General features: G+C 68.9%; 17 protein-coding genes. 6 read left to right on the top strand and 11 right to left on the bottom strand.

The annotated features are described in order from the left end of the window. Positions 1-87: 87 nt before the first annotated feature. The 11 genes from ACOOE8_RS15465 to ACOOE8_RS15415 form a co-directional block, all read right to left on the bottom strand. Positions 88-2,028 carry a TRAP transporter permease gene (locus ACOOE8_RS15465; protein WP_420392324.1) on the bottom strand — a complete coding sequence of 647 codons (1,941 nt, stop codon included), beginning with the start codon at positions 2,026-2,028 and terminating at the stop codon, positions 88-90. Positions 2,029-2,055: 27 nt separating this feature from the next. Next, positions 2,056-3,000 (bottom strand): TAXI family TRAP transporter solute-binding subunit, encoded by a 945-nt coding sequence (locus ACOOE8_RS15460; RefSeq protein WP_420392323.1) that lies wholly within the window; start codon positions 2,998-3,000, stop codon positions 2,056-2,058. A 55-nt stretch (positions 3,001-3,055) separates the two neighbouring features. Next, positions 3,056-4,456, bottom strand: a complete 1,401-nt coding sequence (locus ACOOE8_RS15455; RefSeq protein WP_420392322.1) for an MmgE/PrpD family protein — start codon at positions 4,454-4,456, stop codon at positions 3,056-3,058. 149 nt (positions 4,457-4,605) lie between these two features. Continuing rightward, positions 4,606-5,496, bottom strand: coding sequence for an NAD(P)-dependent oxidoreductase (locus ACOOE8_RS15450; protein ID WP_420392321.1), 891 nt, complete (start codon positions 5,494-5,496; stop codon positions 4,606-4,608). Then, positions 5,489-7,009: a tripartite tricarboxylate transporter permease gene (locus ACOOE8_RS15445; RefSeq protein WP_420392320.1), complete on the bottom strand. Its 1,521-nt coding sequence runs from the start codon at positions 7,007-7,009 to the stop codon at positions 5,489-5,491. Before ACOOE8_RS15445 ends, ACOOE8_RS15450 begins: the two co-directional genes overlap by 8 nt. An 18-nt stretch (positions 7,010-7,027) precedes the next feature. Next, the gene (locus tag ACOOE8_RS15440; protein WP_420392319.1) at positions 7,028-7,486 is read right to left on the bottom strand and encodes a tripartite tricarboxylate transporter TctB family protein; all 459 of its coding nucleotides are present in this window, start codon (positions 7,484-7,486) and stop codon (positions 7,028-7,030) included. Beyond that, a complete protein-coding gene (locus ACOOE8_RS15435; RefSeq protein ID WP_420392318.1) occupies positions 7,486-8,481 on the bottom strand; it encodes a Bug family tripartite tricarboxylate transporter substrate binding protein in 996 nt (331 codons plus the stop codon). Before ACOOE8_RS15435 ends, ACOOE8_RS15440 begins: the two co-directional genes overlap by 1 nt. 224 nt (positions 8,482-8,705) lie before the next feature. Then, positions 8,706-9,908, bottom strand: a complete 1,203-nt coding sequence (locus tag ACOOE8_RS15430; protein WP_420392317.1) for a CaiB/BaiF CoA transferase family protein — start codon at positions 9,906-9,908, stop codon at positions 8,706-8,708. 65 nt (positions 9,909-9,973) lie between these two features. Further along, positions 9,974-10,936: a tripartite tricarboxylate transporter substrate binding protein gene (locus ACOOE8_RS15425; RefSeq protein WP_420392316.1), complete on the bottom strand. Its 963-nt coding sequence runs from the start codon at positions 10,934-10,936 to the stop codon at positions 9,974-9,976. A 2-nt stretch (positions 10,937-10,938) separates the two neighbouring features. Beyond that, positions 10,939-12,498 carry a tripartite tricarboxylate transporter permease gene (locus ACOOE8_RS15420; RefSeq protein ID WP_420392315.1) on the bottom strand — a complete coding sequence of 520 codons (1,560 nt, stop codon included), beginning with the start codon at positions 12,496-12,498 and terminating at the stop codon, positions 10,939-10,941. Between the two features lie 7 nt (positions 12,499-12,505). Continuing rightward, positions 12,506-12,952: a tripartite tricarboxylate transporter TctB family protein gene (locus tag ACOOE8_RS15415; RefSeq protein WP_420392314.1), complete on the bottom strand. Its 447-nt coding sequence runs from the start codon at positions 12,950-12,952 to the stop codon at positions 12,506-12,508. Between the two features lie 344 nt (positions 12,953-13,296). Here ACOOE8_RS15415 and ACOOE8_RS15410 point away from each other — a divergent pair, with 344 nt between their 5' ends. From ACOOE8_RS15410 to ACOOE8_RS15385, 6 genes are all read left to right on the top strand, one after another. Further along, complete coding sequence (locus ACOOE8_RS15410) at positions 13,297-14,892, top strand: ABC transporter substrate-binding protein (RefSeq protein ID WP_420392313.1); 1,596 nt, start codon at positions 13,297-13,299, stop codon at positions 14,890-14,892. A gap of 69 nt (positions 14,893-14,961) precedes the next feature. Further along, positions 14,962-15,882: an ABC transporter permease gene (locus ACOOE8_RS15405; RefSeq protein ID WP_420392312.1), complete on the top strand. Its 921-nt coding sequence runs from the start codon at positions 14,962-14,964 to the stop codon at positions 15,880-15,882. Next, entirely contained in the window at positions 15,872-16,768 is an 897-nt protein-coding gene (locus ACOOE8_RS15400) for an ABC transporter permease (RefSeq protein WP_420392311.1), read from the top strand. Before ACOOE8_RS15405 ends, ACOOE8_RS15400 begins: the two co-directional genes overlap by 11 nt. Next, positions 16,765-17,760, top strand: coding sequence for an ABC transporter ATP-binding protein (locus ACOOE8_RS15395; protein ID WP_420392310.1), 996 nt, complete (start codon positions 16,765-16,767; stop codon positions 17,758-17,760). The genes ACOOE8_RS15400 and ACOOE8_RS15395 overlap by 4 nt, the downstream gene beginning before the upstream one ends. Beyond that, on the top strand, positions 17,750-18,751 hold the full coding sequence (locus tag ACOOE8_RS15390; RefSeq protein WP_420392309.1) for an ABC transporter ATP-binding protein: 1,002 nt from the start codon (positions 17,750-17,752) through the stop codon (positions 18,749-18,751). Before ACOOE8_RS15395 ends, ACOOE8_RS15390 begins: the two co-directional genes overlap by 11 nt. Then, complete coding sequence (locus tag ACOOE8_RS15385) at positions 18,748-20,895, top strand: CoA transferase (RefSeq protein WP_420392308.1); 2,148 nt, start codon at positions 18,748-18,750, stop codon at positions 20,893-20,895. Before ACOOE8_RS15390 ends, ACOOE8_RS15385 begins: the two co-directional genes overlap by 4 nt. The last annotated feature ends 2 nt before the right edge of the window (positions 20,896-20,897 follow it).

The raw sequence follows: 20,897 nt of genomic DNA, 5'->3' as shown, positions 1-20,897 counted from the left end.
ACGGCGGCAAGCTGATGCCTGAAACCTCCGCTCGTCGCACGGATGCGGACTTTGGCGGCGAATCCGTGGGCCGGCCGTCAGCCGCGGTCATGGACCGGGCAGATCGGTCAACGGTCGGCGTGCTGCCGACCGGCGATGGCGGCGGATCGTGGTGGAGGCGAGCACGGCCGCGATCATCACAGCGCCGGCGATGTCGCTCACCCAGTCGGCGTAGACGAGCGTCAGGGCCGCGGCGCCGGCAAGCACCCGTTCGTGGACCGCCAGCGGCACGTTGAGCCAACCGATCGCCGCGGCGGACAGGCAGACGATCCCGACGATGGCGGTGACCGTGGTCCATGCGATCTCCACCACCGAGCCGGCGAACAGGAGCCCGGGCCCGTAGACGAACATGTAGGGGATCAGGAACGCCGAGATCCCGAGCTTGAAGGCGACGAGGCTCGTCTGCCACGGGTTCGTGTTGGCGATCGCCGCCGCGGCGTACGAGGCGATCGCCACCGGCGGTGTGATCGACGACTTCGCCGCGCAGTAGATGATGAACAGGTGCGCGGCAATCAGCGGCACGCCGACCTGCTGGAGACCGGGCGCGAGCAGGACCGCGAGCACGATGTAGGCGCTGGCGGTCGGCATCCCCATCCCGAGGACGACGGCGACGACCATGGTGAGGAGAAGCGCGGCGATCATCGACCCGCCGGACACGGTGAGGATGATGTCCGCGACCCGCACACCCAAACCGGTGAGGATGATGATGCCGGCGATGATGCCGCCGATGGCGCAGGCGACGGTGATGGGTGCGATCAGCCGCGGCGCCTCGTTCATCGCGGTCAGCAGGATCGGACCGAGCCGCCGGCGGGCCGGCGGATCGAACAGCGGCACGAGGATGACGAGCGACAGCACCGCCGCGAGCCCGGCCGTTGTCGGCGTGTAGCCGTTGAACAGGACCCACATCATCGCGACGATGGACAGGAGCAGGTAGCCTTTGCGGCGCAGGACGCGCCAGGCCGTCGGGGCCTGCGGATCGGCCCGCGCCTGGAGGTCGAGGCGACGCGCCTCGAAGTGCACCATGGCGTAGATCGCGACGAAGTATAAGGCTGCGGGGATCGCCGCCGCCTTCATCACGTCGAGGTAGGAGACGCCGGCAAACTCCACCATCAGGAACGCAGCCGCGCCCATGATCGGCGGGGTGAGTTGGCCACCGGTCGAGGCCACCGCCTCGACGCCGGCGGCGAACGTCGGCTTGTAGCCCGCCTTCTTCATGGCGGGGATCGTGAAGGAGCCGGTCGTGACCACGTTGGCGGGCGACGACCCCGAGAGCATCCCCATGAGCGTGCTGGCGACGACCGCGGTCTTGGCCTGACCGCCGACGCTGCGCCGGGTGAGCGCGCTCGCCAGGTCCGTGAAGAAGGTGCCCGCGCCGGAGGACAGCAGCAGGCTTCCGAAGAGGACGAACAGGAAGATGTAGTTCGCGGTGACGACGAGCGGCTGGTTCCAGATCCCGTCCGGTGTCAGGTAGGACTGCTCGATCACCCGCTGCGGCGTGAAGCCATTGTGATGCAGCGGCGGCGGAAGGAGGTTTCCGAAGAGCGCGTAAAGGAGAAAGCAGACGAGGACGATGACGAGCACCCATCCGATGGTCCGCCGGGCGGCCTCGAGGATGACGATGAGGAGCCCGGCGCCCAGCGCCATCTCCAGCCGCGTCAAGGGTTGCACGTAGGTGAAGCGGTTCATCATGTAGTTGGGGTCCCACGCGAGGTAGAGCGTGGACGCGACCGAGACGGCGACGAGGCCGAGGTCGAGAGAGATCTTCGCCGCACAGTGCGGGCCTCGCCGCTGTGAGGCGTGGACGAGGAACAGCACCGACAGCGCAAGGAGGAGATGCAACGACAGATGCACCTCCGCCTGCGGCGTGCCGATGTAGGCGGTGACCACATGGTAGGCGGACATGGCGACCGACGTCGCGATGGCGAGGGCGCGCAGACCCCGGCGCACAAGATCCTCCGGCGTCGATGCGGTGACGACCTCGCCGGTCATGGCACGTCTTCTGCGCCGGTCGCCGCTCTACTGCAGCCCCTGCTCGCGGTAATAGCGTGCCGCACCCGGATGGACGGTGATCCCGCTGATGTCCGCCATCCGCGCGGCGTCGAAGCCGGACACCACGTTCGTCGAGCGTTCGAGGGCGGCGGCATTCTCCGCCAGCGTCTTCACGATCTGGTAGGCGTGCTCCTCGGGCATGTCGGCGTTGACGATGAGGATGGTGTCGACGCTCACCGTGGGCGCGTCCTCGTCCTGCCCATGATAGGTGCCGGCGGGCAGAACCGCGCGGCTGAAGCTCGGGTTCGCCTCAACGAGCGCCGCAGCGGCCTCGTCGCTGACCGGAAGAATCCTCATCGGCACGCTGATGAACGCCTCGGAGAAGGAGGCATTGGGGAAGCCGGTGGTGGCCTGAAAGCCCACTGCCGTGCGGTCGCGGACCGCGTTGGCACCCTGGGTCGGGCCGCCGCGGACCACGATGTCGAGATCGTCCTCGGTCAGCCCGTTCGCTTCGAGGAGCATGCGGAAGAAGGTGGAGGAACCCGCGCTTTGACCCTGCGTGGCGAAAGGCTTGCCCTTCAGGTCGGCGATGTCGGTCACGCCGCTCTCCGTCGTGACCGCGACCTGAGTATAGTTGGGGTACAGCGACGCCAACGCGACGACGCCACCGAACTTCGTTGGGAACGGATCCTCACCGGCGGTCGCCATGGTCACGGTCGGGCCGAAGGTGAAGCCGATGTCCGCCTGCCCTTGGGATACCGCCATGACGTTGGAGTTGCCGCCCCCGGGCTCGGCAGACGCGCTGATCCCTTCGTCGGATAGGATCTTCGCCATCGCGACGCCGACGGGATAGAAGCTTCCCCCGGCGTTGCCGGTCACGATGCTGATGTTGCTTGGGCCATCCTGCGCCTTGGCAGGGAGTGCCGAGCCCGACGCGGTGGCGAGCGTGAAACCGGCGACGAGCGCGCGCATGGGCGCGTTGAGGCGTGTCATGGCAGTCTCCTTCTGGACGCGGATGATCCGAGGGTCATGCCGCCCGATCGGCGGCGATCCGGCAGGCGAACAAGAGCCGCGAAATCTGTACCGGCGCATGTAGCGAGAATGCCAGATCCACTGCGCGTTGTCCCGCGCCGGGGGCAAGGAGCGGGGCAGCATTGGCCATGAACTTGGCGACGACGTCATCGCGGGTGATGGGGTTGGCGCGGCTGCCACGGTGATGATCGAGGCGACGCTCGAGGATCGTGTCGTCCGCGAGCGTCACGCGAATGTGGCCGCGGAAGCCGTCCGGCGAGGATGGCCCGGCGGCGCAGACGTGGGTTCGCTCGGCAAGGGCGCGAACCGCTGGGTCTGCGACCGCGGCATCTGTGAAGGCCGAGTTGTCGAGCCAGCCGCGGACCAGCGCCGCGGCGACGCAGTGGATCAGGCTTGCCCTCGCATGGGTCGGCGTGCGCGGTGCCACCTTGGCCGCGCGCGGCTCGCCGACCACCGGCACGTAGCGGTCGGCGATCGGCAGGTCGACGCGTGCGATGTCGCGCGGCGCGACGCCATCGCGGTGGAGTCCGATGGCGAGATCCACGAACGGGTGGATGACGTGGGCAGCCGGGTAAAGCTTGATGTGGTTGTCCTGGTACTGCCATGCGTCGCCGAGGTCGCGTGTCACTGCGGCGAAGTCGAAGCCGCCCTCGGGGACCGCGAGATGGCTCGCGAACAGGCCGAAGCGGCCCTCGAACACCGTGGCCGGCCCGGTGAAGCCCGCGCCGGCGAGAAGCGCGGCGGTGATCCCGCCGTGCGCAGCCCAGCCGGGATGTAGGGTCTTCACCCAGGTGCCGTCGGCGAAGGCCTCCAGCAACCCGGCCGCCTGGCTGCCGCAGATGCCGAGCGCATGGACCTCCTCCCTTTCGCTCAGCCGCAGGAGGCGCGCGGCGACCACCGCCGCAGCGAAGGTCCCGAGCACACCGGTCGGATGAAGGCCGCGGGTGTGGAAGGCCATGGGTGCCACCATCGCCAGCCGGCAGGCGATCTCGTTGCCGATGGCGATGGCGGACAAGAGCGCTGGACCGTCGGCGCCCTGCCGCTCGGCGATCGCGAGCGCCGCGGCCACGACGGGGCCGCTCGGGTGAAGCAAGGTCGACTGGTGCGTGTCGTCGAAGTCGGTGGCATGAGCGAAGGTGCCGTTCGCGAGCGTCGCCGCAGCGGCCGAGGCACGGTCCTCCGACCCGATGATGCCCGCTTCCGACGATTTCCCCATCGCGAGGGCGACCTGCCGCACCGGTGTCGCCAACGGTTCGGCTGCGCCGACGATCATGGTCCCCAGGGTGTCGAGAAGGCGCAGCTCTGCATCCGCACGCACATGGTCCGGCAGCACCGTGTCGTCGGACAGCCTCCAGGCGGCGATCCTCGCCGCCAGCGGTGCGCTGTCGTCAATCATCCGGCAAAAACCCTTCGCTGACGCAAGGAGAGACGAAGCCAGATGCGCTTGCGAGCACCCTCGAAAAACGACGGCGCGCTCGTCGAATTGCCCGCGGCGGTGAGGACGCGGTTCGACAACGCGTCAGTGCCGCAACGGGAACGCGGCGCTCATGCCTCGTCCCCTCCGCCGTTCATCGCGTCGTAGAAGAGGCCCAAGGCAGCCGAGTCGAGCTTGGCGAAGCCGGCGTTGCAGGCCGCCGTCATGAGCTGGTGGGCGAGCGTCGTCGCCGGCTGGGCGCGGCGCTCGTGGACGCCGACTGCGGCCGCGATGCCGAGGTCCTTGCGCATGAGTTCGGCGCGGAAGCCACCGTCGAGTGCGTTGTCGATGTAGCGCTTGGCGTGCATCTCAAGGACGCCAGAGCGGGCCGAGCCGGAGGACAGCACCTCGCGCATGACGTGCGGATCGACGCCGCCGCTGCGGGCCAGCGCGATCGCCTCGCAGGCACCCATCAGGTTGACGGCGACCATGAGCTGGTTGCACGCCTTCAGCGTCTGCCCCGCGCCGATCGGGCCCACGTGGTGGATGTTCTTGCCCATCGCGTCCAGGACGGGCCAGGCGCGCGCGACGTCCGCCTCCTCGCCTCCGACCATGATGGTGAGCGTGCCCTCGCTCGCTCCCTTCGCGCCGCCCGACACCGGCGCGTCGATCATTCGCGCACCGGCGGACGCGACGTGTGCGGCGACGTCCTTCGCCTCGAACGGCGCGATGGTGGAGCAGTCGATGAGGAGGCCGTCCGTCCATGGGGCGCTCGCCAGCCCGTTGTCGCCGCTGACCGCGACGGTCAGCGCCTCGCCGTCGGGCACGCAGGTGACGACGATGCGGGCCGCCGCGGCGACGTCCGACGGCGTTGCGACCACCGTGGCTCCCTCGCCGCGGAACGCCTCGGCCTTCTGCGGCGACGACGTGGTGACGACCAGCGGGAAGCCGGCCTTCATGACGTTGCGCGCCATGCCGGCGCCCATCACGCCGAGGCCGATGAAGCCGATCGGATCAGCCATTGCCATGCTCCTTGTCAGGGGACGACGCGGTGCGGCGCCCGAGGTCGCGCCAGAGCGCCAGGGTGAAGGCGACGGCGACGATCGCTGCCAGGGACAGGGTCACCGGGTTGGTCAGGAACGGTTCGAACGAGCCCTGCGAGCGGGTCAGCGCCTGGCGCAGCGCCTCTTCGAACGGCCTCGTGATGATGAACGTGATGAGGAGCGGCGCCACCGGAACGCCCGTGCGGTTGAACACGAAGCCGAGGATGCCCGCCCCGAACATCACCCACACGTCGACGATGTTGTTGCGCGCCACGTACGCGCCGGCGATGCAGATCAGCGCCACCGATGGCATCAGGTAGATCTTGGGGATCCTGAGCGTCATCGCGAGCGGACGGATGGCGATGAAGCCGAGCACGGCCATCAAGATCGTCGCGAACAGGAGCGCCAGGTAGATCGTGTAGACCACCTGCGGGTTGGTGACGAAGATCAGCGGTCCCGGTGTCACGCCCTGGAGCACGAGCGCGCCGAGGAGGATTGCCGTCACCGCGTCGCCGGGGATGCCGAGCGCCAGCGTCGGAATGAAGGTGGCGCCGACGACGGCGTTGTTCGCGCTCTCGGACGCCGCGACGCCGCGAACGTCGCCCCTGCCAAACTGGGACTTGTCACGGGCGGCGCGCTTGGCATCGCCGTAGGCGAGGAACGAGGCGATGGTGGCGCCAATGCCAGGCAGGATGCCGATGGCGGATCCGATGGCCGACGCACGGACGACTGGAAGGGCGATCCGCCTGATGTCGCCGCGAGTGACACGGTTCCTCGCGCGGTCCTCGGCGCCGAGGCTGAACTTGCGCAGCGGTTGCGCGAAGCCGCGCGTCGCCTCGTCGAGGATCTCGGCGAGGGCGAAGAGGCCGACGAGGAGCGGCACGTAGGTGAGCCCGTCCAGCAGCGACGTCTCGCCGAAGGTGAAGCGCGGCGTCCCGAGCATCGGGTCGGACCCGACGGTGGCAAGGACCATCCCCACCGCTGCCGACAGCAGCCCCTTGGCGAGGGAGGCACCGGACAAGATGCCGATGACGAAGAAGGTGAAGAGCAGCAGCGAGGCGATCTCGACCGGGCCGAAGCGCAGCGCAAAGTTCGCCAGCTCGGGCGCAACGAGCACGAGGAGCACCACCGAGAACGTGGCGCCGTAGAGCGAGGCGATCAGCGAGATGCGCAGCGCCTTCGTGGCGAGCCCCTGTTGCGCCATGGGAAAGCCGTCGAAGATGGTGGCGGCCGAGGCGGGGGTGCCGGGCGCGTTCAACAGGATGGCTGAGACCGAGCCACCGAAGATGCCCGAACCGTAAAGCCCGATCAGCAGCACCAGCGCCTGGTCGGTCGGCATGAAGATGGTGAGCGGCACGGCGAGCGCGACGGCGATGTTGACCGACAGCCCCGGGATCGCTCCGATGGTGAGGCCGACCGCCACCGACAGGACCAGCGTCAAGAACACCGCCGGTTCGGCGAACCCGCTGAGGGCGAGGGAGAAGGGGTCCATGACGGTCTGCGCCGCGGCCTAGAACAACACGTTGCCGGGGAGCGGAATCATGAAGACCTTGCGCAGCACCTGATCGAGGAGGACCGGCAGGGCGAGGGTGAGGATCAGCGCGATCCACCACGTCGTGGCGCGGAAGATCACGAACACGGCGGCGAGGAAGGCCGCCGCCGACGGCAAGAAGCCTATGTGCGGCATCAGGGCTGCGGCTGCGGCGACGACGAGGGCGAAGGCGATGCCGCTCGAAAGGCCTTCGCCGAACATCGTCTGGGGTGCCGTCCGCCCGCCGAGCGCGAGGACGGCGACCGCGAAGATCGCCGCCATCGCGCCGGCGAAGGTGGGCAGGGCCGTCGGCCCCACCGTGTAGTAGTCGCCGCTGCCGAGCGCCGTCTGCGCGCGTCCCACCTCGGGAACCAGCACGCCGAGGTAGACGGCCGATCCGGCGAGCAGGACGAGGGCGAGGACGCGGTCGGCGGCCATCACTGCGCCGCGGTCGCGTCCGACTTGGCGTCGCCGGTCTCGAGCGCGGTGGCGATCGACTGCGACATGTCGCTCATCGCCGCCTCGAAGTCGGGGCCGGAGAGGTAGCCCGGGGTGATGTTGGCCCGCTCCGCCAGCGACGCGAAGGTCTCGGAATCCATGGCGCGCTGGAAGCGCTCGCGCAGGTACTCGATCGCCGCGTCCGGGGTGCCGGCGGGCGCGACGAGACCCTTCATGTTCTCAAGGTTCACGTCGTAGCCGAGCTCGGAGAGGGACGGCACGTCCGGGATCTGCTCTGCGCGGTCGGAGGTGGTGGCGATCGCGTTCACCGTGCCAGCCGCAACCTGTGCAGCCGCATCGCCGGGCGTGATGATGGTCATGTCCACATGACCGCCCAGCAGCGCCGCGAGCGCCGGCGAGCCGCCCTGGTAGGGGATGTGCTGGAGGTCGATGTCCGCCTCGTCCGCGAACACCAAGAACGCGGAGTGCAGGATGCTGCCCGGTCCGGACGAGGCATAGGCGAGCTCGCCGGGGTTCTCCTTGGCTCGATCGACGACCGCCTCGATCGAGTCGAGCCCGCTGCCGGCCTTGGTGACGATGACCATGTGCTCACGGTTGACCCGGATGACGCCCTCGAGGTCGTCGAGGGAGTAGTTCACCTCGCGGTGATTGGGCACGGAGGTCGACTCCGAGCCGCCGGCCACGAGCAGCGTGTGGCCGTCGGGTTCAGCGTTCGCAACCAGCTCGGCGGCGAGGGTACCGGCCGCACCGGGCCGGTTCACCACCACGAGGGGCACGGGGAAGTACTCTTGCGCAGCCGACGCGATGAGGCGCGCCGTCTGGTCCGTCCCGCCCCCCGGCGCAAAGCCGACCACGATCTGGATCGGGCGGCTCGGCTCCCAGCTGGTGTCCTGTGCCACGGATGGTGTGACCGCGGTCAGCGCGGTCATCGCCACACCGAGCGTGGCGGCCTTCAAGATCTGCTTGATCGTCATGTCGTCTCCCTGGTTCCGATGCTTGTTGCCCAACGGACTTGCCCGGGTAAGGCGCATTTCGCAGCCGCGCGCGCATCTCCGGGTTCTGGGTGAGGTTCCCACCGACGCGGGCTGCAATGATGGCAGAAGGTTGGGCCTCGCTCCCGCGGTGCTTCACCTTCGTTTTGGAAGAGCTTCACTTTAGCCGCGCCACGCGCCGGGCCAAGCCGAGCGAGGCACAAGAGTCAGATCACCCCGGCGCGACGAAGCTCACCGAGCCTCGCAGTCGAGATCCCTGCTGCTTGGAGCACCTCATCGGTGTCTGCGCCGAGCGCCGACGGCGGCGACGTGGGCGTACCGGGTTCGCCGTCGACCTTGAAGCTGCGGTTGGGGATGTGGATCGTGCCGTCGTGGCCTTCGATGCTGTGCTCGCTTACGAGGGCGCGCGACCGGACTTGATCCTCCGCGAGCACCTCGTCCAGCGTGCGCACCCTCGCCGCAGGCACGTCCGCACGCGCGAGGACCTCCTCCCAGTGCGCCGCCGTCTCGGTCGCGAAGATCTCGTCCAGCATCTGGCGCAGGCAGTCGGCGTTCGCGGCCCGACCTCGTGGTGTCGTGAAGCGAGAGTCGGTCGCGATGTCCGCGCGGTCGAGCGCGGTGCACAACTTGCGGAACTGACTGTCGTTGTTGGCGGCGAGCATCAGCAGGCCGTCAGTGGTCTTGAAGGCGCCGGACGACGGGCTCCGGCTCCAGGCCTCGTTGCCGTTCTGCACCGGCTTCCAACCCGCCGACAGGTGCTGGCTCATCAGTGAGGCCATCAGCATCAATGCCGTGTCGAGCATGGCGACGTCGATCCGCACCGCCTTGCCGGTTCGGCGAGCCTCCATCAGGCCCGCCATCGCCGCCATCGCCGCGTTCATGCCGGTCGCATAGTCGATGTAGGGTGCCCCCACCTTGGTCGGCCCCTCGCCGGGCCGCCCCGTCGTCAGCATGATGCCGCACATCCCCTGAACGACGTGGTCGTAGGCCGGACGGCGCGACAGCGGGCCGTCCTGGCCATAGGCGGACACCGAGCAGTAGACGATGTCCTGCTTGACCTCCCGCACCGCCTCGAAGGACAGGCCGAGCCGCTCCGCCACGCCCGGCCGGTAGTTCTCGACGAAGATGTCGGCGGTCGCGATCAGCGCCTTGATGAGCTCCAACCCCTCTGCGGTCTTGAGGTTGATCGTGACCGACTTCTTGGCCGCGTTGTGCGTCAGGTAGTCGAGTGCCATCTGGCGATCGGCGAGCGCCGTCAGCGCGCCTCCCCTGCGCGTCCAATCCCCCTCCCCCGGCTTCTCGATCTTGATGACCTCGGCTCCGAGGAGCGCGAGCTGGTACGTTGCGTACGGTCCGGCCAGGATCTGGCTTAAGTCGACCACGCGCACGTCCTTCAGCGGCTCAAACATGATGACCTCTCAAGGTGCTGGGGCTGCAACCTGCCGGACGGGCGCCGTCCGACGCCAGGACGGGCCTACCTTGGCTCCACACCGGCGCTCTCGAAGATGCCCTTGTTCCGGTCGTAGGTCCTGCGCATCTCGTCGTACGTCGCGTCCACGTCGAAGAACATGATCGGGATGTCGGCGGCGGCTACGACCTTGCCGAACGTCTCGTCGGTCTCGGCTGCCTTGAGCGCGGCGTTCAGCGTCTCGAGGATCGGGCGCGGCGTGCCCTTCGGAAGGAACAGCGTCGCACGGGAGTCCATGGCGAGCGGATAACCCTGCTCATCGATGGTCTCGACGTCCGGCGCAGATTGATGGCGGAAGCTCGTCAAGGTTGCCACCGACTTCAACTCGTCCGGGTGGCGGTAGTGGATGCCACCCGACAGCGCCAGCACCACCTGACGGCCGAGCAGCGCGTTCAGCATCTCCGACCCGCTGTTGAGCGGCACGATGTTGACGTCGAGGCCTTCGACCTCGGCGATCTCCTCCATGTACATGCGGGCCTCCGGGCTCAGCGCGCCGTAGCGGAAGCCGGGATTGTCCTTCGCCCAGGCGACGAACTCGGCGAGGTTGTCGAACGGCGCGTCCTTCTGGGTCGCGAGGGCCGTCTGGTAGGCGGTGATCATGCCGGCGTACTCGAAGTCGTCCGGCGTGAAGGTGATGCGATCCATCACGAACGGCGCCGAGTTCACCACGGAGTTGGCTTGGAACAGCACGGTGTAGCCGTCCGGCTCCGCCCGCATCAGCTCCCGCGCCGCCACCGCGCCGCCGGCGCCCGGCTTGTTGACGACGTTGATCGGCACGCCGAGCTCGTCCGACATGACCGTCGACGCAGCGCGTGCCACGAGGTCGGTCTGCCCGCCCGCGCCATAGCCGACCAGCATCGTGATCGGCCGGTCCGGATAGCTCTCCTGCGCGAACGCCGTCGGCGCTGTGAGACCGATGGCGAGGCCGGCGGCCGCGGCCAGCAGGAGGCGCTTGGTCAAGTTGCCCATGGTCATGGTCCTCGCGTGTTGTGCTGAATCGGGGCTGCGCCGGGCGCAGCGTCGGGCGTGGTCGGTTGGTGGACGGGAGCAACGCCGCCCGCCGACCGACCGAGCAGGATGATGGTCCCTATCGTGAGGACGCCGAACACCAGCGCCACCGGATGGTTGGCAAGGTTCGTCGCCTCGTGGTCCAGGATCTGAAGCGACTGACGGAAGCTCAGTTCCAAGTTCGGTCCGATGACGAACCCGATGAGGAAGGTCACGAAGGAGAAGTCGAGCTTCTTCGCCAGGTAGCCGATGACCCCGAAGATCAGCATGACCAACACGGAGAACAGGCTGGACGTCTCCATGTACGCGCCGATGGTGCACAGGAGCAGCACCGGCGGGATGATGAGACGCATCGGCGCCTTGATGACCTGCGAGAACACGCGCTGGCCGGTGTAGCCGACGATCAGCATGATGAAGCTGGCGCAGATCATCGCCGCGTAGACGTCGCCGACGAGGCGCGGCTGCTGTTGGAACATCAGCGGTCCCGGCGTCAGGCCGTGGAGGATGAACGCGGCGATGAGGATCGCGGCGATGATGCTGCCCGGGATGCCGAGCGCAAACAGCGGCACGAGGCTCGCCGGGACCACGGCGTTGTCCGCGCTCTCGGCCGCCGCCACGCCCTCGATCATGCCGCTGCCGTACTTCTCCGGCGTCTTGGAGGCACGCACGGTCGCGCCGTAGGACAGGAACGAGCCGACGCTGGCGCCGAGCCCTGGCAGGATGCCGACGACGGACCCGATCAGCGTGCCACGGGCGATGGCGGGAGCGCAGCGCCGCCACTCGGAGCGTGAGACGACGCGGTCCTCGCGCGCGGCGCCGTCGGCGATCGCCTCCGTCTGCCGGTCGAGCGTCTTGAGGTTGCCGGCCTGCACGATCATCTCGGCGACCGCGAGCATGCCGATCGCCATCGGCACCAGCGAGATGCCGTCCTCGAGCTCGAGCAGCCCGAAGGTCAGCCGAGGAACGAAGGTCTCGGTCTCCATGCCCACGGTGGCGAAGTACACGCCGAACGCGCCGGCGATGAGCCCTTTGACGAGCGAGCGGCCCGACAGCCCGCCGATGAAGGTCAACGAGAAGAGAAGGATGGCGCACAGCTCCACCGGTCCGATGAGGAGCGCGTAGTGCGCGAGCGGAGCGGCAAGACCGATGAGGATGAGCGTCGACACGAGGTCGCCGATGACGGACGCGTAGAGCGCCATCTTGAGCGCCTTCTGCGCCTTACCCTGGCGGGCGAGCGGGTAGCCGTCGAGCGCGGTCGGCGCCGAGGATGGCTCGCCCGGGGTGTTGAGCAGGATCGCCGACACGGCGCTGCCGGCCGCGCTCCCCTTGGCGATGCCGATGAGCATGCCGAGCGCAGCCGCGGGGTTGAGGTAGAAGGTCAGCGGGATGCAGATCGCGACGCCGGTCGCCTTGCCGAGCCCAGGCACCGCCCCCACGACGTAGCCGATGGTCACGCCGAGGACGACCCAGACAAGCACGCCGGGCTGCAGGACGTCCCAGAAGCCGAGGATCAGCTGGTCCACGTCGCCCTCACACGATGGCCGTGCCGAGCAGGCGATAGAACAGCAGCCAGACCGCGCCGAGCAGGCCGCCGGTCAGCAGGACGATGACCAGCGGCCGTCGCTCGCCGAGCGCCAAGAAGCCGCCGACCATGAGGACGCCCCCGGCCGCGAGCGGCGACACATGGATGTAGAGCGCGATCGCGAGGCCGAAGACCGCCGCGATCTTGGCGAACGCCACGAGCTCGCGGCGCGGGATCGGCGATCCCGCGTCCTCCGGCCGGTCGGCTGCCCGGAGGTTCTGGACGACGAGCAGGATCGACAGGACCATCACCACGACCATCGACAGGTTCGGCACGAGGCGCGGCGACATCATTCCCGCCGGCCCCTCCTCGATCTGCCACGGGTTGACGACGAGCAGCACCAGAGCGCCCAGCGCGGCAAGCACCATCCCGGACACGACGTTGGCGCGTCTCACGCCCCTCCTCCCAGGCGCCCCATCTGGGATCACCGTTTCGTTCTTGGCGCTCTAGGCTGCAGCGCTTGATGCTCCGACAGTACGCCCGGCGCCGCATTCGACAAAGTCGGAAGTTCACCGATGGTCGTAGGCTCCAGGACCATTCAGTGGGTGCTGCTGCGCTGACGGTTCGCCGACGAGGACGGGGATCGAGCGCATGCGCACCAGCCTGGTTTGGCGAGGGGGGCGGCGAGTTGACACCATGGGGGGCGCTCCATAGCCTAACCTTTCAGCCACAAAGCTGCACAAGAACGTCGCAACAGACGCTCGATCGCCGACGCCGGTCGCCGGAGGGGAAGGAAGCCATGATGTTCAAGAGATCCGTCGCGACGCTGACAGCCATCCTCGCACTATGCGCCACGAGCCCGGTGCATGCTCAGGTGACTGCGGACGACGCGATCAAGGACGGGACGATCACCGTCGCCTTTGCGGCTGAGGCCACCACCCTCGACCCAGCGCTCTACTCGGCCGGCGTCGACACCTACTTCATCGGTCAGATCTTCGAGCAGCTCGTCAAGGTGATGCCGGATGGATCGCGGCAGAACTGGCTCGCCGAGAGCTGGGAAATCGTCGAGGATGAGAATGGCGATCCCATCATCGACGTGCGCATCCGGCCGGGCGTGACCTTCCACAACGGCGATCCCCTGACGGCGGAAGACTTCGAGTTCGCCTACCAGCGCCTGAAGGATCCGGCGGTTTCCCGCTGGTCGCACTACCAGGCCAACGTTGAGCAATTCGAAGTCGTCGATGACCTTCACTTCCGCATCCACTTCAGCGAAGGTGACGCGAACTACATCGCCAACCAGCTGCAGCTTTGGGCGATGCCTCGCGAGTACTTCGAGGAGGTCGGCGCCGAGGAGTTTGGGCGCAATCCCATTGGCACCGGACCGTGGAGGTTCGTCTCCCGTGCGGTGAAGGAAGAGCTACGGCTCGAGGCCTACGAGGACTACTGGAACAAGGAGCATCGCCCGACGGTCAAGAACCTCGTCATCAAGGTCATCCCCGAGGATCTAACCCGTGTCGCCGCCTTCCAGACCGGTGAGGTGGACTGGATCGATGCCGTGCCACCGGCGATGATTGAGGACGTGAAGGCGATGGAGAACGTTGCCACATCGACCCACGTGTCCGGCAACAACCTGTTCCTCGACCTCGACATGATCCCCGATGACTCCCCCTTCCGTGACGTCAGGGTCCGCAGGGCGATCGCCCACGGGATCGACATGGATGCCATCGTCGAGAGCGTCCTGTTCGGCCAGGGCGAGCGCTACGCGCAGGTCGGCGAGGGCGAGGCCGGCTTTGACCCCGACCTGACGCCCTACGAGTACGACCCTGAGAAGGCGACGCAGCTCCTCGCCGAGGCCGGGTACCCGGACGGGCTCGACGTGCGCTGCATAAACCTGACGACCCCCCGTGAGCCGAACATCAAGGAGATGGGCGAAGCGATGTTCGCCTACCTCGCCACCGTCGGCATCCGCTGTCAGGTGGAGAACCTTGAGTACGGCGCGTGGATCAACGTCGGCCGCCGCGACCCGGAGACGCCGCAGCTCGACGGCGCGATGATCAGCTGGATGTGGGGACACGGCGTGCCGGGCGACCCGGGCGTGCCCTGGGCGGGCCACCTCCATACCTACGTTGAGGGCGAGGGCTGGGGGAGCTACTCGCACAACAGCGACCCGTCCCTCGACGCCATGATCGAGGAGACGAACACGATCATGGACCCCGCCGAGCGCGAGGAGCGGCTCAAGGAGATCGCCGGCAAGAAGCACGAGCTCGTGCTGGGCGGCATCTCCACCTATCGGCCGCTCGTCACCTTCGCCTGGCGCGAGGACAAGATCGACTACACCCCGTGGCCGTGGCCCGGCTTCTGGCGAAACTTCCAAGAGATCGGCCTCAAGGAGTAGCTGTTCCGTTCGGTCCGCGCACGCGCCCGGCGCGTCCATCGCACCGGGCGTCCCCGTGAGGAGCCCCACATGGGCAGCTACATCGCGCGTCGCCTGCTGCAGAGCGTCCTGAGCATCGTCGGCGCGAGCATCGTCATCTTCGTGATCACCCGCCTCAGCGGTGATCCGGTCGTCCTCATGCTGCCGCCCGAGGCGCCGGAGGAGGTGGTGCAGCAGGTGCGCGAGAGCCTGCGCCTCGACCTGCCCCTTTGGCAGCAATACCTCGTGTTCGCCTGGAACGCGCTGCAGGGGGACTTCGGCCAGTCCTATCGCTGGCAAATGCCCGCTCTGGAACTCATCCTCGACCGCCTGCCCGCGACCCTGTACCTCGCCGCGGTCGCCCTCGCCTTCTCGATCAGCATCGCCGTGCCGGTCGGCGTCCTCTCCGCCGTCTACCGCGGCTCTTGGTTGGATACATTTGCCAAGGGCTTCGCGATGCTCGGCCAGGCCATGCCGAACTTCTGGGTCGGTCTCCTGATGATCCTGCTGTTCTCCATGACCCTTGGCTGGCTGCCGGCCTACGGGTCGGGCACGCCCGCCCACGTCATCATGCCCGCCATCGCGCTCGGCTGGTATCCGGTTGCCGCTCAGACCCGCATCGTGCGCTCCGCCATGCTTGACGTGCTTGACCAAGACTACATTCGGATGGGCCGCAGCGTCGGGGTACCCGAGCGCGTGCTCGTCTGGAAGTATGCGCTGCGCAACGCGGCTATCCCCCTCGTCACCATGCTCGGCGTGTACTTCGCGGCGATGCTGGGCGGCTCGTTCGTCGTCGAGGTGGTGTTCGCGTGGCCCGGCCTCGGCCGCACGGTGGTGGAAGCGCTGTTCTCGCGCGACTTCCCCGTGGTGCAGGCGGGCGTCTTGTTCTCCGCCGTGGTGTTCGTTGCCGTGAACTTCCTCGTGGACCTCAGCTACGGGGTCATCGACCCGAGGATCCGCCATGGTCGTTGAACCGGCACCTACGGCCGCCGCCGCGCGCCTTCCCCTGCCGCGCATCCGCCGCCGCCGGCACGCAACGGCGCTGCCCTGGTTCTCCCTAACCATGCTCACGCTCCTCGTGGTCGCCGCGGTGTTCGGCGTCTCCATCGCGCCGCACGACCCGACGCTGCTGAACCTTCGCGCCGCGTTCGATCCGCCGGTCTGGGTCGAAGGAGGCTCGTGGAGCCACCCGCTCGGGACCGACAACCTCGGGCGGGACATCCTGAGCCGGATCATCGCCGGCGCGCAGGTGTCGCTCGTCGTGGCACTGTGGGCCATCGTGCTCGCCGGTGGCATCGGCGCGGTTCTGGGGATGATCGCGGGCTACTTCGGCGGCTGGGCCGACGGCATCATCATGCGGATCGTCGACATCCAGATGTCGATCCCCGCGCTCGCCCTGGCGCTGATCCTCGCCGCCGTCCTGCGGCCGGGCCTCGACACGGTGATCATCGTCATCGTCGTGACGTACTGGGCCTGGTACGCGCGCATCGTCCGCTCCGAGGTGCTGTCCTTGAAGGAGCGGGACTACGTGGCACTCGCCAAGGTTGCCGGCGTGCGCTCCCCCACGATCTTCTACCGCCACCTCGCGCCCAACATCCTCAACACCCTGCTGGTGCTCGCGACGCTGCAGGTCGGGCAGGTCATCATCTTCGAGGCCTCGCTCTCCTTCCTCGGCCTCGGCGTGCAGGCGCCGGCGATCTCGTGGGGACTCATGCTGGCCGATGCGCGCGGCTACATCACCAATGCGTGGTGGGCGATCACCATGCCCGGCGTCGCCATCATGGTGACGTGCCTCTCCTCGAACCTCTTCGGCGACTGGCTGCGCGACGCGCTCGACCCGCGGCGGCGGCAGCTATGACCACACCCGCCCCGGCCCTGAACGTCGAGAACCTCGTCACCGAGCTGTCGCTCAAGCGTGGCGTGCTGCGGCCCGTCGACGACGTGAGCTTCCACGTCCACAAGCGTGAGACGCTCGGCATCGTCGGCGAGTCGGGCTCCGGCAAGTCGATGACGTGCCTGTCGGTCCTGCGCCTCCTGCCCAAGCCCGGCGGGCGGATCGCGTCCGGCAAGGTCGTCGTCGCAGGGACCGACCTAACCCAGCTCACCGAGCGCGAGCTGGCGCGCGATTGGCGCGGCAGCCGCGTCTCGATGGTGACGCAGGACCCGATGACCTCGCTCAACCCGGTCTACACGGTCGGCGACCAGGTGGGTGCGCCGCTCGTCTTCCACCGGATCGTCCATGGAGCGCGGGCGGCGCGAACGCGGGCCGCTGACGTGCTGGCGCGCGTGCGCATCCCCTCCGCGGACAAGCGGCTCGACGATTACCCGCACCAGTTCTCCGGCGGCATGCGCCAGCGCGTGGTGTCGGCGATGGCGATCGCGTGCGAGCCGGAGGTCATGATCGCGGACGAGCCGACGTCGAACCTCGACGTCACGATCCAGGTCAAGATGATCGACCTCTATCGCAAGATCCAGGAGGAGACGGGCGTCGCCATCGTCCTCATCACGCACGACATGGGGGTGGCGGCGTCCATCTGCGACCGCATCGCCGTGATGTACGCCGGCCGCATCGTGGAGAGCGGACCGTCACGGTCGCTCTTTCGTGCGCCGTCCCACCCCTACACCCAGGCGCTCTTGGCCTCGATCCCGAAGCTCGGGCGGAAGGCCAAGCGCCTCACCGCGCTTGGCGGCCAGCCGCCCGACCTCCTCGACCCGCCGCGCGGCTGCCGCTTCGCCCCGCGCTGCCCCCACGCGATGCCCAAGTGCGACGCCTACCCGCCGGACTTTCACCTCGGCAAGGGCCACCGGGCAGCGTGCTGGCTGAACGAGGACGCCGCCCGTGCTGCTTGAGGCGCGCGCGCTGAAGAAGCACTTCCCCGTCGGCCGAAGCCTGTTCGGCGAACGTGATGTCGTGAAGGCGGTGGATGGCGTGAGCTTCGCCGTCGAAGCCGGGCGCACCTTCGCGCTCGTCGGCGAGTCCGGCTGCGGGAAGACCACGGTCGCCAAGCTCATGCTGCTCCTCGAGCGACCCACGTCGGGCGAGGTGATCTACCGCGACCAGACCATCTCAGCCCTCTCGGGGTCCGCGCTCTCGTTGTTCCGTCGTGAGGTGCAGGCGGTGTTCCAGGACCCCTACGCCTCGCTGAACCCGCGGCTGCGCGTACGCTCCATCATCGCCGAGCCGATCCTCGCCCACGAGCGGCCCGGGCGGCGCGAGATCGACCGCCGGGTGGACGAGGCGCTCGCCATCGTCGGCTTGCCGGACGGGGCGGGCCGCTTCTACCCGCACGAGTTCTCCGGCGGGCAGCGCCAGCGCATCGCCATCGCCCGCGCGCTCGCCGTGAAGCCCAAGGCCCTCGTGTTGGACGAGCCGACCTCCGCGCTCGACGTTTCGATCCGCGCGCAGATCCTGAACCTGTTGTCGGACATCCAAGACGAGTTCGGCCTCGCCTACCTCATCATCGCTCACGACCTCGCGCTGGTGGAGCACTTCTCGCACACCACAGGCGTGATGTACCTCGGCACCTTGGTGGAGGAAGGGCCGACGGCGGAGGTCTTCGCCGCCCCGAGCCATCCGTACACGCAGGCGCTTCTCGCCTCCGCGCCACGGCCCGACCCGGACCATGTGCCGGCGACGGACGTCATCCTCGGGGAGATCGGCAGCGCCATGAACCCGCCGCCCGGGTGCCGCTTCCACCCGCGCTGCCCGCACGCCTTCGCGCCATGCGACGCGGTTGATCCGGAGCCGACTGCCACCGGCGCGAGCTCCTGGGCGCGGTGCCACCTCCTCACCCGGCGCACTCCCGCCCGAGCGTCGGAGCTCGGGACGGTGGCGTCGTGACCCCGCTCGCGGGGCTCGCCGTCGAGGAGCGGGGCGACGGCGTCGGCGTGCGTTTCGCCGGCCACATGCTGGTTGAGCTCGGGGCCACGGTCACTCGGCCGGACGGTCCCGGCCCCGCTGACATCGGATACGGCGACACGGCCGGCGAGGCGTACGCCGCGTGGCTCGATCGCGGCAAGGGGACCGGCACGGCCGACGCGCCCGATCTCGTCCTCACCGAAACGGCGGACACCGCCAACGGTGCCCTCGTCGCGCGGCTTACCTGGTTCGACCCGTCCGGCCCCGCCGCCCTGTGGAGCGGGACGGATGCCATCGTCAACGCGCTCGCCGGGCTCGTCTACCCGTTCGGCCCGGTCGACAGGCCCGCGCTGCCGCAGGGGGAAGCGCCGCAGATCATCGCCGGCGCGACGCTCCTCATACCGGCGCTGGCGAGCCTTTTCGCCCGGCGTGCCGGAAGCGGCGCGACCGACGTTGCTGCCAGCGTCCACGAAGCGGCCCTGTGCTGGACCGAGGGGGCGTCCGTCGCGTTCGTGAAGGGTGGTCCCGCGTCCCGCCGCCGGGGCGTCAACCGGTACCCTCCCACCTATCCCGCCACCTGCTGGCCCACGGCGGACGGGTGGCTGGGCGCCACCGCACTGACGCCGGCACAGTGGCGCGGGCTGTGCACCCTCGTCGGCCTGCCGGAGATGGGTGCAGACCCCACGTACGCCACGTCCGAGCAGCGCATCGACCGGGCGGACGACATCGACGCGGCGATGGTGCCGCGACTGGCCACACGATCGGCGGCGGCGTGGGCGGCCGACGGACAGGCGAAGCGCGTGCCCCTGACCGTGACGCCCCACCCCGGAGAGACGTCCGAGCAGCCACACTGGCAGGCCCGCAAGTCGTTCGTGCCCCTCGACGGCATGATGGCCCCGCGGGCCCCGTGGCGCATCACGCCGGGGGCGCCGAGCAGGCCGCGGACGCTGTCGCCCACCCCCGACCAGCCGCTGGCAGGGCTTCGGGTCGTGGACTTCTCCATGGGCTGGTCCGGTCCGCTCGCGACGCGCCACCTCGCCGACCTTGGGGCGGACGTCGTCAAGGTGGAGTCGCATGCCCATCCCGATTGGTGGCGTGGCTGGAACGATGTCGCGGACGCCGACCCGCCTCCGCAGGAGCTGCGTCCCGCCTTCATCGCCATGAACCGCAACAAGCGCGGCGTGCTGCTCGACCTCACGGCCCCGGAAGACCTCGCCATCGCGCGCGGACTAGTGGCCCAGGCGGACGTGGTGGTCGACAACTTCGTCCCCGGTACGCTCGCCCGCCACGGCCTCGGACCGGACGACATGCAGGCGCTGTCCCCCGGCTGTGTCACCATCCAGATGGGCGCGTTCGGCGCCTTCGGCCCACGGGCGGGCGACCGAGGCTACGGCTCGACGGTGGAGCAGGCGTCAGGCCTCGCCTTCGTAAACGGCGGAGTGGATTGGCCGCCCTGCCTCCAGCACGTGGCATTCGGCGATGCCGCGGCAGGGCTGTTCGCCGCAGTCTCCGTCCTTGCCTGCTTTTGGGCCCAACCCGTACGGGGCGCGTCCATCGACCTCGCGCAGGTGGAGGTCCTGTTCCAGATCGCCGCCTCCGCCTGCCTCGCCGAGCAGGTGACGGGGGCGCCCGTCCCGCGGCACCCGACGCGCGGTCCGCGCACGTCTCCCACCGGCGTCTTCGCTGCCAAGGCCGCGGACACCTGGGTCGTTGTCGAAGTCACCAACGATGCTGCCTGGGCCGCGTTGTGCGCCACGCTTGACCGGGCGGGCTGGGCACGCCTCGACCTCGCCGACCGCCGCGCTCGGGAGGACGAGATCGAGGGCGCCATCGCGGACTGGACGCGCGAGCGCATGGCGGAGGACGCCGCTGCCACGCTGCAGGCTGCCGGGGTCGCCGCCGCTCCGGTGGTGCCGCCGCACAGCCTTGTGGAGGATCCGCGCCTCACCGGTGCCGACTTCTGGCACTGGCGTGAGCGGCGCCATGTGGGACGGCACCTCCTCGGCGCGGCGCCGTACCGGCTCGACGGGGTGCGTCCCCCGATCCGCACCGTCGCCCCGCTGATGGGCGAACACGACGACGCCATCATCGGACCGATGCGCCACGGCGCAGCGCCCGCGCAATAGGG

Origin of the sequence: Acuticoccus sp., assembly GCF_965213555.1 — a bacterium.
In the GTDB taxonomy this organism is placed as follows: Bacteria; Pseudomonadota; Alphaproteobacteria; order Rhizobiales; family Amorphaceae; genus Acuticoccus.
This window is presented reverse-complemented; position numbering and strand designations above follow the sequence as displayed.